14 protein-coding genes and 1 pseudogene are annotated in these 13,320 nt (G+C 68.4%); 9 read left to right on the top strand and 6 right to left on the bottom strand.

Annotated features, from left to right (window positions below):
* The first annotated feature begins 28 nt into the window (after positions 1-28).
* From ISU10_RS18420 to ISU10_RS18455, 8 genes are all read left to right on the top strand, one after another.
* Positions 29-1,153 carry a polyamine ABC transporter substrate-binding protein gene (locus ISU10_RS18420; RefSeq protein WP_194697897.1) on the top strand — a complete coding sequence of 375 codons (1,125 nt, stop codon included), beginning with the start codon at positions 29-31 and terminating at the stop codon, positions 1,151-1,153.
* Positions 1,150-2,034 (top strand): ABC transporter permease, encoded by an 885-nt coding sequence (locus ISU10_RS18425; protein WP_370865656.1) that lies wholly within the window; start codon positions 1,150-1,152, stop codon positions 2,032-2,034. The genes ISU10_RS18420 and ISU10_RS18425 overlap by 4 nt, the downstream gene beginning before the upstream one ends.
* Positions 2,031-2,810 (top strand): ABC transporter permease, encoded by a 780-nt coding sequence (locus ISU10_RS18430; protein WP_194697898.1) that lies wholly within the window; start codon positions 2,031-2,033, stop codon positions 2,808-2,810. The genes ISU10_RS18425 and ISU10_RS18430 overlap by 4 nt, the downstream gene beginning before the upstream one ends.
* Entirely contained in the window at positions 2,807-3,853 is a 1,047-nt protein-coding gene (locus ISU10_RS18435; protein WP_194697899.1) for an ABC transporter ATP-binding protein, read from the top strand. Before ISU10_RS18430 ends, ISU10_RS18435 begins: the two co-directional genes overlap by 4 nt.
* Before the next feature lies 1 nt (position 3,854).
* Positions 3,855-4,949, top strand: coding sequence for an NAD(P)/FAD-dependent oxidoreductase (locus ISU10_RS18440; RefSeq protein ID WP_194697900.1), 1,095 nt, complete (start codon positions 3,855-3,857; stop codon positions 4,947-4,949).
* The gene (locus tag ISU10_RS18445) at positions 4,946-5,257 is read left to right on the top strand and encodes a hypothetical protein (protein ID WP_194697901.1); all 312 of its coding nucleotides are present in this window, start codon (positions 4,946-4,948) and stop codon (positions 5,255-5,257) included. Before ISU10_RS18440 ends, ISU10_RS18445 begins: the two co-directional genes overlap by 4 nt.
* 12 nt (positions 5,258-5,269) lie before the next feature.
* Entirely contained in the window at positions 5,270-6,721 is a 1,452-nt protein-coding gene (locus ISU10_RS18450; protein WP_194697902.1) for an aminobutyraldehyde dehydrogenase, read from the top strand.
* Between the two features lie 135 nt (positions 6,722-6,856).
* Entirely contained in the window at positions 6,857-7,834 is a 978-nt protein-coding gene (locus tag ISU10_RS18455; RefSeq protein ID WP_194697903.1) for an FKBP-type peptidyl-prolyl cis-trans isomerase, read from the top strand.
* Between the two features lie 29 nt (positions 7,835-7,863).
* Here the strand turns inward: ISU10_RS18455 and ISU10_RS18460 are convergent, their stop codons facing one another.
* Complete coding sequence (locus ISU10_RS18460; RefSeq protein WP_194697904.1) at positions 7,864-9,396, bottom strand: MFS transporter; 1,533 nt, start codon at positions 9,394-9,396, stop codon at positions 7,864-7,866.
* A gap of 213 nt (positions 9,397-9,609) precedes the next feature.
* Between ISU10_RS18460 and ISU10_RS18465 the strand changes: the two genes are divergently transcribed.
* The gene (locus tag ISU10_RS18465) at positions 9,610-10,584 is read left to right on the top strand and encodes a TerC/Alx family metal homeostasis membrane protein (protein ID WP_370865660.1); all 975 of its coding nucleotides are present in this window, start codon (positions 9,610-9,612) and stop codon (positions 10,582-10,584) included.
* 43 nt (positions 10,585-10,627) lie between these two features.
* On the opposite strand, the gene ISU10_RS18470 is transcribed toward ISU10_RS18465, so the two are convergent.
* The 5 genes and pseudogenes from ISU10_RS18470 to ISU10_RS18495 all read right to left on the bottom strand — a co-directional run bounded on the left by ISU10_RS18470 (position 10,628) and on the right by ISU10_RS18495 (position 13,295).
* Positions 10,628-10,906 carry a hypothetical protein gene (locus ISU10_RS18470; RefSeq protein ID WP_194697905.1) on the bottom strand — a complete coding sequence of 93 codons (279 nt, stop codon included), beginning with the start codon at positions 10,904-10,906 and terminating at the stop codon, positions 10,628-10,630.
* A 385-nt stretch (positions 10,907-11,291) separates the two neighbouring features.
* Positions 11,292-11,630 carry an ATP-binding cassette domain-containing protein gene (locus ISU10_RS24210; RefSeq protein ID WP_370865663.1) on the bottom strand — a complete coding sequence of 113 codons (339 nt, stop codon included), beginning with the start codon at positions 11,628-11,630 and terminating at the stop codon, positions 11,292-11,294.
* Positions 11,543-12,412, bottom strand: a pseudogene (locus ISU10_RS23275) (ABC transporter permease). Before ISU10_RS23275 ends, ISU10_RS24210 begins: the two are co-directional and overlap by 88 nt.
* A gap of 222 nt (positions 12,413-12,634) precedes the next feature.
* Complete coding sequence (locus tag ISU10_RS18490) at positions 12,635-12,868, bottom strand: hypothetical protein (RefSeq protein WP_194697908.1); 234 nt, start codon at positions 12,866-12,868, stop codon at positions 12,635-12,637.
* 46 nt (positions 12,869-12,914) lie between these two features.
* Positions 12,915-13,295 (bottom strand): hypothetical protein, encoded by a 381-nt coding sequence (locus tag ISU10_RS18495; protein WP_194697909.1) that lies wholly within the window; start codon positions 13,293-13,295, stop codon positions 12,915-12,917.
* Between the last annotated feature and the right edge of the window lie 25 nt (positions 13,296-13,320).

Genomic DNA, 13,320 nt, shown 5'->3' on the forward strand with positions numbered 1-13,320 from the left:
ACCCGCTCTCGGTAGCCGAGGAGGCCCCATGGCCAGCAACAGCACGCTCACCCGTCGTCCCTGGGCCCGCCAACTCTCCGGGCTCGGATCGCTCGTCGTCGTGGCCGCACTGGCCGCTTGCGGAGGCGAGGACAGCGGCGCCGAACCCGAGAAGCTCGACGCCAGTGCCGACCTGACCAAGCAGTCGATCACGGTCTCCAACTGGGCCGGCTACATGCCCGAGGACATCGCCGACCAGTTCGAGAAGGCGACCGGCGCTTCGCTCTCGGCGACCGAGCACGCCACCAACGAGGAGATCATGGCCAAGCTGACGGCTGGTGGTGACTCCGGCATCGACGTGGCCTTCGTCTCCGGCCAGTACGCCCAGGCCCTCAACGAGGCCGGCCTGCTCGAGCCCATCCACGAGGACCTCGTCCCCAACCTCGACAACCTCTACGCGCAGGCCGGCGAGCTGGCATACGACAAGGGCAACCACTACTCGGTGCCCTACACCTGGGGCACCACCGGCATCTGCTACCGCTCCGACCTGGTCGACCCCGCGCCCACCTCGTGGAACGACATCCTCGACCCCGACCCGGCCTACGACGGCAAGATCACCATGCTCTCCACGGAGCGGTGGCTGGCGCTTCCGGCTCAGAAGGCCCTCGGCTACTCGGTCAACACCACCGACGACGCCGAGCTGGAGGCGATGAAGGACAAGCTGGTCGAGGCCAAGAAGCACCTGCTCGGCTACGACGACACCACCTTCTACGAGAAGCTGATCTCCGGTGAGGCCGTGATGACCGAGGCCTGGGACGGCTGGTGCGGCTACGGCATGGCCGAGAACCCCGACATCAAGTTCGTCGTGCCGAGCGAGGGCAGCGACCTCTGGACCGACACGATGGTGGTGTTGAAGGGCTCGGAGAACAAGGAGGCCGCCTTCGCGTTCGTCAACATGATGCTCGATCCCGAGATGCACGCGTGGGTGACCAACAACGTCTACTACAACGTGCCCAACGAGGCCGCCGCCGAGTTCGTGCCGGCCGAGCTGAAGCAGCAGTTCCCCCAGCTCGACGTGACGCCCGAGCAGCTCGCCGAGAACGAGGGCCTGATCGACCTCGGCGAGGACTCCACGAAGTACACCGAGCTGACCACGGACGTTACTGCCTCGTGAGGTCCCCCTCGGCACGAGCCCGAGGACGCCGCCACGGCTGGGCGACCAGCGCGGTGTTCCTCGGGCCCGGGCTGGCCTTCACGGCGGTCTTCGTCGCGGTGCCGGTGCTGCTCGTGCTCAGCTACACCGTCTTCGACCGCGGGCGGTTCGGCGGTGTCGAGTACGACTTCACGCTGGACAACTTCACGCGCGCCTTCGAGCCGACCTTCCGCAAGGTGCTGGTCAGCTCGCTCGGCATCGCAGCGGCGGCGACCGCCATCGCGTTGGCGATCGGCTACCCGGTGGCCTACGCGATCGCCAAGCTGCCCGAGCGCTGGCGTTCGCTGGTGCTGGTGTTGATCGTGATCCCGTTCTGGACCAACTTCCTGATCCGCACCTACGCCTGGATCGTGCTGCTCAACACCCAAGGAGTGCTCAACGACGCGCTCGTGGGCCTCGGGCTCGTGGACGAGCGGATCGACCTGCTCTACACCCGCGGCGCCGTGGTCGCGGGTCTGGTCTACGTCTACCTACCGCTGATGATCCTGCCGATCTACGCGTCGGTGGCCCGGCTCGAGCGTGAGCTCCCCGAGGCATCGGCCGACCTCGGGGGCAGCAGGTTCGCGACCTTCGTGCGGGTCACGTTTCCCTTGTCGCTGCCGGGGGTGGTCACCGGCTGCATCTTCGTGTTCGTGCCGAGCCTCGGGAACTTCGTGGTGCCCGAGCTGCTGGGCGGCGGCAAGACGGTGATGGTGGGCAACCTGGTTCGCGACCAGTTCCTCAAGGCTCGCGACTGGCCCTTCGGCGCCACCCTCGCGCTCATCATGGTCGTGCTCCTCGTGGCGCTCTTCGCCCTCCAGTCCGTCGTGAGTCGGCGCTTCTCGGTGGAGGCCGGCCGATGAGGCGCTCTGGGCTCGGGTTCCTCTGGGTGGCGCTGGTCGGCTGCCTGCTGTTCCTCTACGTGCCGATCGCGACCGTCGTGGTGACCTCGTTCAACAGCGGCAAGTCAGCGCTCAACATCAAGGGACTCTCGCTGCGCTGGTATGGCGAGCTGTTCGACGACCCCGACCTCGGGCACGCGTTGCTCAACTCGCTGACCGTGGCCGTGGGCGCCACGGTCTTCTCGACCGTGGTGGGCACGATGCTCGCGGTCGGCCTGGTGCGGTTCGCGCGCTCGACGGTGCTCGACGCGTTCGTGATGGCGCCGGCGATCCTGCCCGACCTGATGCTGGCGATCGGCCTGCTGGCGTTCTTCACCTGGCTCGGTCTGCCCCTCGGTCTGGGCACGGTGACGATCGCCCACGCGGCATTCGGCACGGCCTTCGTGGTGGCTGTGGTCCGCTCCCGGCTCGTGCAGCTCGACGGCTCGCTGGAGGAGGCGTCCCAGGACCTCGGCGCGGGGTGGGCCACGACGTTCGTCCGGATCACGTTGCCGTCGGTGGCGCCGGCCGTGCTGGCGGGTGCCCTGCTGGCCTTCACCCTCTCGCTCGACGAGTTCGTGATCGCGTTCTTCACCAATGGGCCCGACAGCCCGACCCTGCCCATCGAGATCTACTCGCGCGTCCGCTTCGGCGTGACGCCCGAGATCAATGCACTGGCGAGCCTGCTGCTGCTGGTGAGCGTCGTCGCCGTGGTGGCAGGCGCCGTCGCCTTCCGGCGTACGGAGAGAGAGCGATGACCGAGCCCTTGTTGAAGGTCCGCGGGCTCAGTGCCCACTACGGCGACGTGCACGCCCTGCGAGGCGTCGACCTCGACGTGGGCGACAACGAGTTCTTCGCGCTGCTCGGACCCTCGGGCTGCGGCAAGACGACGCTGCTGCGCTCCGTCGCAGGCTTCGAGCTCCCGGAGGAGGGTTCCGTCGAGCTGGCAGGGCAGGACCTGTTGGCCCTGCCGGCCCATCAGCGGCCCGTGAACATGATGTTCCAGTCCTACGCGCTGTTCCCGCACCTGAGCGTCGAGAAGAACGTCGGCTACGGTCCGGCGCGCGCCGGTCTGCCCAAGCAGGAGGTGGCCGCACGCGTGGCCGCGGTCATCGACACGGTCGGACTGACCGGACTCGAGCGCCGCCGGCCCAGCCAGCTCTCGGGCGGGCAGCGGCAGCGGGTCGCGCTCGCCCGCGCCATCGTCAACCAGCCGCGGCTGCTGCTCCTCGACGAGCCGCTCTCGGCCCTCGACCGCAACGTGCGGGCCCAGATGCAGCTGGAGCTCAAACGCCTTCAGCACGAGGTCGGCATCGCGTTCATGGTCGTGACCCACGACCAGGAGGAGGCGCTGTCGATGGCCGACCGGGTCGCGGTGATGAGCGACGGCCAGGTCCAGCAGGTCGCCGCACCTCAGGAGCTGTACCGCAACCCCGCCAACCGGTTCGTGGCCGAGTTCATCGGGCGCAGCAACATCTTCGAGGGCGTGGCCGCTTCGGGCGGCCTCGCGGTCGCCGGTGCCGGAACACTTCCGGGGCAGGGCGAGGGACGCTTCCTGGTCGTGCGGCCCGAGGACGTCACCGTCTCGGTGCGGTCCTCCGGCTCCCGCGGCGTGCTGACCGGGCGCGTGCTCGAGACCCAGTTCAGCGGCGGCACCACGACGGTGGCCGTGACGCCCGGTGGGGTCGCGACCGTCTCGGGCCAGCCGCTACTGGTCACGCAGCCGGGCTTCTCGACGCTGCAGCGAGGCGACGAGGTCGACTTGTCGTGGAGCGAGTCCGTCGCCAGGATCGTGGCGTGAGGTGACGCTCGGCGCTCCGCAGGATCCGCTGAGGGACGCGCGCCCGGGCTCCTACTGGCACGACCTGCACGCGCTTGGGCCGGTGACCGGCCCACCTGGTGCTGACACCGAGACCGACCTGGCGGTGGTGGGCGCCGGCTTCACCGGGCTCTGGACGGCGGTGCTGGCCAAGCGGCGGACGCCGGCGCGCGACGTCGTGCTGCTCGACGCCGAGCACGTCGGGTTCGGGGCGACGGGACGCAACGGCGGCTTCGTCTCCGACTCCCTCACCCACGGTCTCTCCCACGGACTGGCCCGCTGGCCGGCTGAGATCGCCGAGCTGCTGAGGCTCGGCCGGGAGAACCTCGCAGGGCTCAGCGCCGACCTGGGCGCCGGTGGCGTCGAGGCAGGCCTGAGACTGGTCGGCAAGACGGTCGTGGCGACCACGGCTCACCAGGCGGACGCGCTGCCCGCACTGGCTGCGCTGCTGGACCGGCACGGCGAGGACGCCGAGCTGCTCGACGCCGCCGGCGTACGCGCCGACGTCGACTCCCCGACGTACCTCGCCGGCATCCGGGTGCGCACCGGCGGCGGCGTGATGGACCCGGTCGCGCTCGCGACGGGCCTGCGCGACTGGGCGCTGCGTCTCGGGGTCCGGCTGCACGAGCAGACGCCGGTCGTGCGTCTGGACGGGGGAGAGGTGGTGACGCCCCAGGCGCGGGTGAGAGCGCGTCAGGTCGTCGTCGCCACCAACGCCTTCCGCAACCCGGTGCCTCGACTGCGCAAGTACGTCGTGCCTGTCTACGACCACGTGCTGGTCACCGAGCCCCTCAGCCCGGCGCAGTGGGCCTCGCTCGGATGGACGGACCGGCAGGGGGTGACCGACTCGGGCAACCAGTTCCACTACTACCGACCGCTCGCGGACGGTCGGATCCTCTGGGGCGGCTACGACGCCATCTACTACTTCGGCTCCAGGACCGAGGCGGCCAGGGAGCGCTGGCGCCGCACCATGGCCGGCAGCTTCGCGATGCCTCCCATCGGCTGCTGGCGCGGCACTTCCACGAGACGTTCCCCCAGCTGGGGGAGGTGCGGTTCACCCACCGGTGGGCCGGGTTGATCGACACCTCCAGCCGGTTCACGCCCTTCGTCGGCACCGACCGCTCCGGCTCGGTCGCCCACGCGCTGGGCTTCACCGGTCTGGGGGTCGCCTACAGCCGCCTGGCAGCGCGCACGATGCTCGACGCACTCGACGGCGTGCCGGTGCCTGGCTTCCTCGGCGACCGGCCCGTGCCGTTCCCACCGGAGCCGGTGCGCTACCTGGGTGTGCAGGCAACGAGGGCAGCCCTCGCCCGCGAGGATCGCACCGGCAGGCGTGGGCCCTGGCTCAAGGCGCTCGACAGACTCGGCGTCGGCTTCAACTCCTGAGAGGAACCGCGTATGCACGGCTGCTTCATCGACGGGCGCCCCGAGCAGGGGCACGGCGAGCAGGTCGAGCTGCTCGACCCGGCAAGCGGCGCAGTGACGGCGACCTTCGAGCAGGGCTCCGTCGCAGACGTGGACCGCGCCGTGCGATCTGCCGCGGACGCGTTGCCGGGCTGGTCGGCGCGCACTCCAGGTGAGCGCGCCCTGGTGCTGGCCCAGGTCGCCGACGCCCTCGCTGCCGCCGAGGACCTGGTCGACCTCGAGGTGCGCGAGACCGGCAAGCCTCGTGCGGTCTTCGCCGACGGCGAGCTCCCGTTCGGCATCGACAACCTACGGTTCTTCGCAGGCGCCGCGAGGTCGCTGGAAGGCAGCTCGGCCGGGCAGCTGTCCAGTGGGTACACCTCGCTGGTCGTCCGCCGGCCGGTCGGCGTGGTCGCGGGCATCGCGCCCTGGAACTTCCCGTTCATCATGGCGGTCTGGAAGCTCGGGCCCGCGCTGGCCGCCGGCAACACGGTGGTGCTGAAGCCTGCACCGAACACTCCGTCCACCACGCTGCGGCTCGCCGAGATCGCGCACGAGGCTGGCCTGCCGGCCGGTGTGCTCAACGTCGTCACCGGGGACAACGACGTCGGAGCTGCCCTGGTCGCCCATCCGACCGTCGCGATGGTCTCGATCACCGGCTCCTCGCGAGCCGGCCGCGAGGTCATGGCGGCCGCTGCGCCGACGACCAAGCGCCTGCACCTCGAGCTGGGCGGCAAGGCGCCGGCGGTCGTGTTCGCCGACGTCGACGTGCCCGCCACCGTCCGCGGGCTGGCGATGGGCGTCACCTACAACTCCGGCCAGGACTGCACTGCGTGCACCCGCATCTACGTCGAGAGGTCGGCGTACGACGAGGTCGTGACCGCCCTGGGTCAGCAGCTGGCCGCCATCCGCGTGGGCGCGCCGTACGACGAGGACACCGACATCGGTCCACTGGTCAGCGGTGCGCATCGCGAGCGCGTCCACGGGTTCGTGACCCGCGCCCGAGCAGCCGGTGCGACCGTCGTCACCGGCGGAGTGTTGCCGGAAGGGCCAGGGTTCTACTACCCGCCCACGCTGGTGACGGGTGCGGCGCAGGACTCCGAGATCGTGCAGGAGGAGGTGTTCGGCCCTGTCGTGGTCGCGCTGCCCTTCGACGGCGAGGACGAGGCGGTGGCGCTGGCCAACGACAGCGCCTACGGCCTCGCCTCCTCGGTGTGGACGCGCGACGTCCAGCGCGCCCTGCGGGTCGCGCACCGGATCGAGGCCGGCGTCACCTGGGTCAACGACCACCTGCCCATCGCCTCGGAGGCCCCGCACGGCGGCGTCAAGGCCAGCGGCTTCGGCAAGGACATGAGCCAGGAGTCGCTGGCCGAGTACACCGTCGCCCACCACGTGATGCTGCGCCACGCGGCTCCCCCGGAACACGACTCGTTCCGGCCCGCCTAGGGGAGATGCTGGCTGACCGGTCCCTGAGCGGTCACAGGGTCCGCATAGGGTCGGTCGCTACCGTGACCCGGGGCATCCGCCCCCATTTCTCGACCAGAAAGCCTCGTACCTGTGCTTCGACGACTTCGTCGCCCTGTGGCCGCGCTGAGCGCGGCCCTCCTCCTACCGGTCCTCGCCGCCTGCGGCAACGAGGGGTCCAGTGCCGCCGACGACCCCGACGCGAGCTCGTCGTCGGCGGGCGCGGGCGCAGGGGAGCTGTCCGAGGTCTCCTTCACAGGTGAGGTCGGCAAGAGCCTCAAGGCGTCGTGGAAGTCGAAGGTCGAGGCCCCGAAGTCCACGACCGTGACGACGCTGGTCAAGGGTGACGGCGACAAGATCGCCGACGGCGACACCGTGAACACGTATCTGTACCTCGGCAACGGGTCGGCCAAGAAGGATCTGTTCAGCGACTACGACAACGGCGCGGCCGAGGCGATCCCCTACAGCGACCAGATCGGCGACGTCTTCGTCAAGCTCTTCGAGGGCGCGACCTACGGCTCTCGCGTGGTGGCCGTCACGACGGCCGCCGAGCTCTTCGGTGCCCAGGTGGAGAGCAACCAGTTCGGACTGGCGGCCGAGGACGCCGTCGTGGTCGTCGCCGACTTCGTGGACAAGCAGGAAGCCGCGCCCACGCCCACCGATGACACCGCCCACGACGCCACCCAGGACACCCAGCCGACCATTGTCGAGAAGGACGGCAAGCCGACCGGTCTCGACTTCTCCGGCATCGACGAGCCCGAGCTCGACACCCCGGTGCAGCGCCTGGTCCTCAAGGAGGGCACCGGCGCTGCCGTGAAGGCGACCGACACGCTGAAGGTCGACTACCTCGGCTCGACCTACGACGCGAAGACGCCGTTCGACGAGAGCTTCTCCAAGGGCCAGCCCCTGACCTCGGCGCTCAGTGGCCTGATCCAGGGCTGGAGCATCGGCCTGACGGGCGTCAAGGTTGGCAGCCGGGTGCTGCTGCAGATCCCGCCGGCCTACGGGTACGGCGCGCAGGGCAGCGGCTCGATCCCCGCCAACGCCACGCTCTGGTTCGTGATCGACGTGATCTCGGTGGAGGCTGCCCAGTAGCCGGTAGCCGGTAGCCGGTAGCCGGTGGGTCAGCCGACCGGCGCCGGCCCCTCGGCGGGGATGTCCTCCTTGTGCGCGTTGATGAAGACCAGCGTGGCGATCAGGGCGGCGGCGAACAGGATCGCGCCCCACAGGAACGCGACGTGGTAGCCGTGGATGAAGGCGAGCGGGAAGATCTGCTGCGCCTGGTCGGGGCTGCTCGGCGGATGGTCGGTGAAGTAGGCCGTGACCGCGCCCGCGAACAGGGTGTTGAGCAGCGCGGTGCCGAGCGAGCCGCCGATCTGCTGGGAGGTGTTGAGCACGGCCGAGGCGACGCCCGCGTCGTGGCTGCCGACCCCGATCAAGGAGGTGCTGGCGGCCGGGATGAAGACCCCGGCCAGGCCCACCGACATGATCACCATCGCCGGGAAGACCAGCAGCCAGTAGTTGGAGTCCTGGTCGATCTGCGTCAGCAGCAACATGCCCACGATCGCCATCGCGAGCCCAGGGATCATCAGCGGCCTGGGCCCGAACCGGGGGAGGAGCTGGGAGACGAAACCAGCCGCGAAGATGATCCCGAGGCTGAACGGCAAGAACGCGAACCCGGCCTTCAACGGGGTGTAGTCGAGGTTGACCTGGAAGTAGTAGGTCAAGAACAGGAACATCGCGTAGAGGGCGGCACCCACGAACAAGAACACCAGGAACGACCCGCCGCGGTTGCGGTCGGACACCACGCGCAGCGGCAGCATCGGGTTGCGGGCCCGGCCTTCCCAGAGCACGAAGGCGACCAGGAGCACCACCGCGAGGATCAGGAACGTCAGCGTGCTCGGCGCGCCCCAGCCCTGGACCGCGGTCGATGTCGGGTCGTCGGGGTGCTTGGCTCGCGCCGCCTCGGTGAAGCCGTAGACCAGCGAGAACAAGCCGACAGTGGCGAGCAGCACGCCGGGCACGTCGTATCTGGTGTCTCCGTGGGCCTTGCTCTCCTTGACCAGCGGGATCGCTGCGGCCGCCACGACGATGGCGAAGGGCACGTTGACGCCCAGGCACCAGCGCCACGAGGCGTATTCGGTCAGGACGCCGCCGACGATCAGGCCGATCGCGGCACCGCCGCCGGACAGCGCACCGAACACGCCGAACGCCTTGGCGCGCTCCCTGGGCTCGGTGAAGGTGACGGTGACGATCGACAGCGAGGCCGGCGCCATCAAGGCGGCGAAGGCGCCTTGGAGTGCTCGCGCGCCGAACAGCAGCTCCTGGTTGGGGGCGAGCCCGCCGATCGCCGAGGCCGCCGCGAACCCGATGAGCCCGATGATGAAGGTGCGCTTGCGACCGGTGTAGTCGGCGATCCGACCGCCCAGCAGCAGCAGCGCGCCGAAGGCCAGTGTGTAGGCCGTGACCATCCACTGTCGGTCGGCGTTACTGATGTCGAGGTCTGCCTGGGCCGACGGCAGCGCGATGTTCACGATCGAGGCGTCGAGGATGATCATCAGCTGGGCCGCCGCCAGGACGACCAGCGCCCACCATCGGCCCGGGTCCGGCACGGTCTGCTCTGGGTTGGTTCCGGTTGCGCGAACGGGTTCACTCATCGTGACTCCTGGGATCGTGGTGCTGCTCACGAAAATTGCTTGGAACAGCAAACCACCGATCGCCGACAGTGATTCCGGCTCAGTCGGTCCGGGTTCGAGCGTCGGGACGCCCTACGCTTCCAGCAGCGCCCTGTCTTGCGCTGATATGCCGGGGGACATTCCGGGGGACATTCCGGGGGACATTGCGAGGGACGAGGAGACGGCGGACAGCTCGTGATCAACACCGTCCCTCTGGCCGTCTGGGTGGCCACCCTCGGCCTCCTGCTCGCCATCGTCGTGCTCGACCTGTGGGTGATCGCTCGACGCAGCGACCAGGTCACGCTGGCGCAGTCCGTGCGATGGGTGACCTTCTACGTCGCCCTGGCGCTCGCCTTCGGCACGGCAGTGGCGCTCTCCATCGGCGGCCGCACCGGCGCGGAGTACTTCTCCGGGTACGTCACCGAGTACTGCCTCTCGGTCGACAACCTGTTCGTCTTCGTCATCATCATGTCGCGGTTCGCCGTACCGCCGCACGCGCAGGACAAGGCGCTCTACATCGGGATCGTGCTCTCCATGGTGATGAGGGCGGTGTTCATCTTCGCCGGCGCGGCACTGATCGCCGCTGCCTCGTGGACCTTCTACGTCTTCGGCATCCTGCTGATCTACACCGCCGTCACTCTGCTGCGTGACGACGACGGGGAGCCGGACTTCCAGGAGTACCGGGTGATCCGCTCGCTGCGCCGGGTGCTGCCGCTGACGCGCGACTACCACGGTGGCCGGCTGCTGGTCCGTCACGAGGGCCGTCGGCACGCGACCCCGCTGGTGATCGCCATCGCGGCGATCGGAGTCGCCAACGTGGTCTTCGCGCTCGACTCGATCCCGGCGATCTTCGGGCTGACCCAGGACCCGTTCGTCGTCGTCACCGCCAACGCCTTCGCGCTGATGGGACTTCGCCAGCTCTACTTCCTCGTCGGCGGGCTGCTCGAACGACTCATCTACCTCAACCTCGGCTTGTCCGCGATCTTGGCGTTCATCGGGGTCAAGCTGATCATCGAGGCCCTCCACGGGTCGCACATCGACCACCTGGGACGGATCCCGCTTCCCGAGATCGGCATCTTGACCTCACTCGGCTTCATCGTCGTCGTGCTCGCGACGGCCGGGCTCGCCAGCGTCGCCAACAGCGGCGCCCGCGGCGAGGGCGGGACGTAGAGGGACTCTCAGATCTCGACCCGCTGATGAGACCCGACCATGGTCAGCTTGCCTGGTTCGTACCCAGCTGACCTTGGGCGCAGTTGGCGATGGCGAGTTCTGAGACCTCTGGCCCCGCGAGCTCGGCCACGATGCGTGCGTATCGGAGGACCAGCACGCGGTGGCAGAGGTGGGCAAGCTGTTCGTAGTCGCCGGACGCGACCAGGACCGCCGCGCCCCCTCGTGCTGCCTCGCAGATCATCTGCAGGATGTCGAACTTGGCGCCCGCATCGATCCCTTGCGTGGGCTCGTCGAGAAGCAGGACGCGTGGTCTTTCGGCCATCCACTTCGCGATTACGACCTTCTGTTGGTTCCCCCGTAGAACTGGTTGACCCGGTGGTCCGGGTCAGGGGGCGGACACCGAACTGCCTCAGCTTCTGCGCTGAGTACACGCGCTCGTATCGCTTTCGCAGGGGCTGAAAGGCCATCTGACGGCGATTCGCGAGCAACGCGAGGTTCTCCGTCGTCGTCGCCTCGGGCCAGACCCCGTCTCGGTGACGGTTGCCAGGCACCAGGCTCACGCCGAGGTCGATGGTCCTTGAGATCGAGCACGACAAGACATCGACGTTGTCGACGGTTGCCGACCCAGCCCTGGCCTTCGTAGCCGGAGGTGATGCCCATGTTCTCGAGCACAGTCATCCCGTCCACCAGACCGAGGTCCTGGTGGATCACGGCGATTCCGTGCTCGTGCGCAGATCTGATGGGGAAGGTGATCTGACGGCCCCACAGTTCCATGGTGGCCTCGCCGTCGGGGGCATGGAACCGGTGATGATCTTGACGAGAGTCGACTTCCCCGATCCGTTCTGACCCAGCAGAGCGTGCACCTCACCAGCTGAGGCAGTGAAGTCCACTCCCGCGAGCGCACAGGCTTCGCCGAAGTGTTTGCTGATCCCGCTGAGGACCAGACCGGAGCCCGCACTCACCGTCGGCCGTTCAATCGGGCCGCCAGCCGGGCGAACGTGACCGCCATGACAAGTGCGACCCCGTTGAACACGTCCGAAACCCACGGCTGAGCGCCGAGGAGCTGCAGTCCGTTGACGAAGATGGTCAAGAGGTACAGCGCGATGACGGTGCCCAGGGCGTTGAACCTACCGACCGTGATCGCTGTCGCGCCGAGGAAGACGGCGGCAAAGGGTTGGAGCAGGAATTGACCAGCGATGCTGGGGTCGAGTTGGCCCACGTTGCCCGCCAGCAGGATCCCTGTCGCTCCGGCGATGAGCGAGCACATGACGAATCCGCCGATCCGGAGGCGGTCGACATCGAGCCCCGCGAGACGGGCAGAGTCACGGCTTCCACCGATGAACAACAGGTACCGACCCAGAGGGGTGCGCTCGTACTCCTACCAGAGTGCGACCACCAGGACCCACCCGAACCACACCACACTGGGGAACCCGATGAGGTCGGTTCGTGCGAGCGCGAGCACCTCGGGCGGGATGTTGGGAATGATCGAGCTGTTGGTGATGGCGTATGCGACACCCACCAGCGCGGTCGACATGCCCAAGGTGGCGATGAACGAGTCGATCCCTACCTTGACGATCAGGAGACCGTTGATGAACCCGACTCCGAGACTGAGCGCGACGACGGCGAGGAGTGCGGCAGCCAAGCCGCGCCCGTCGACGGTCAACTGCGCGGCGAGGGCGCCGCAGGCCGTCATGAGTCCAGCAATGGAGAGATCGAAGTCTCCCGAACGAAGAGGAAGCGTCAGCGCCAGTGCCAGCAGCAGGATGATCGCCTGAGAGTTGATCATCGCCTTGACGTTGCCCACCGTTGCGAACGTGTCGGGAAGCATCACGGAGAACACTGCAAAGGACGCGACGAGCACTGCGACCAAGCCGTACTGTTCCGCGACCTTGAGCGCTGCACCTCGTTGACCCCGCCCCTCGCCACGACGTACGGGCTGCGCCGCCGTCTGCGGTCGCCGTCCGTCACATCGGAAGTGCGGACTGCGACTGCGGTGGCCTCAACCTGTCGATCCCCCTGCCGAGCGCTCTTGAATGACGCCCGCATGTCCTTACATTCCCCAAGCCTTCGTGAAGACGGACTCGAAGCCGTCGAACTCGGGGTAGATCTCGGCCTCGGTGCAGCTCCCCAGATTGGTGCTGTCGATGATCTGGCCGGGAAGACCCCAGTCCGAGGGCTCAGCTCCCGCCATTCCGCGGCCCAACTGGTCGACAAGGGCCCACCCGATGTACGGAGCCGGCCCGTTGGCGATGGTCACTCGCTGGAGGGTGTTGTTCGCGGCCATGGCCTCCAGGGTGGAGGAGTTGGCATCGTGTCCTGCCAGGGCGATCTCAGAACCGGCCAGCTGGAGTACCGGGCTGATGACACTGGCGAACGCGTCGGCAGCAGGGTAGAGGTAGTTGAGGTGGGGGGCTCGCCGAATGACTGTCTGGGGCGAGGGGCGCTAGCTTGGTGGAGAAACTGCTGTAGCTGAACTCGCTCTCGGTGATCGTGCAGGCGTCGCCACACAGTTCCACGATCTCGCCGATCGCGCCCTTGATCATGAGGTCCACGACCGTGATCGTGGGGTCGGTGAAGGTGCCGAGCTGGACGTTGCACTTGGAGTCAGCCAGCATCCAGTCGGCAATCTTCTTGCCGTCCTCGGAGAACTCCGCCGCAACGTGGGCGAACACGCCAGCCTGCAATTCGGCCGACGGGTCGCCATTGTTCAAGTCGATGACCGTGATGCCGGCGCGG

The organism is Nocardioides agariphilus, assembly GCF_015352445.1.
Taxonomy (GTDB): domain Bacteria; phylum Actinomycetota; class Actinomycetes; order Propionibacteriales; family Nocardioidaceae; genus Nocardioides; species Nocardioides agariphilus.

What these genes read in the sequence shown, in the direction of transcription:
- ISU10_RS18420 (WP_194697897.1), top strand. Translation starts at nt 29, where the DNA reads ATGGCCAGCAACAGCACGCTCACCCGTCGTCCCTGGGCCCGCCAACTC.
- ISU10_RS18430 (WP_194697898.1), top strand. Translation starts at nt 2,031, where the DNA reads ATGAGGCGCTCTGGGCTCGGGTTCCTCTGGGTGGCGCTGGTCGGCTGC.
- ISU10_RS18490 (WP_194697908.1), bottom strand. Translation starts at nt 12,868, where the DNA reads ATGGCCGCGAACAACACCCTCCAGCGAGTGACCATCGCCAACGGGCCG.
- ISU10_RS18435 (WP_194697899.1), top strand. Translation starts at nt 2,807, where the DNA reads ATGACCGAGCCCTTGTTGAAGGTCCGCGGGCTCAGTGCCCACTACGGC.
- ISU10_RS18470 (WP_194697905.1), bottom strand. Translation starts at nt 10,906, where the DNA reads ATGGCCGAAAGACCACGCGTCCTGCTTCTCGACGAGCCCACGCAAGGG.
- ISU10_RS18460 (WP_194697904.1), bottom strand. Translation starts at nt 9,396, where the DNA reads ATGAGTGAACCCGTTCGCGCAACCGGAACCAACCCAGAGCAGACCGTG.
- ISU10_RS18450 (WP_194697902.1), top strand. Translation starts at nt 5,270, where the DNA reads ATGCACGGCTGCTTCATCGACGGGCGCCCCGAGCAGGGGCACGGCGAG.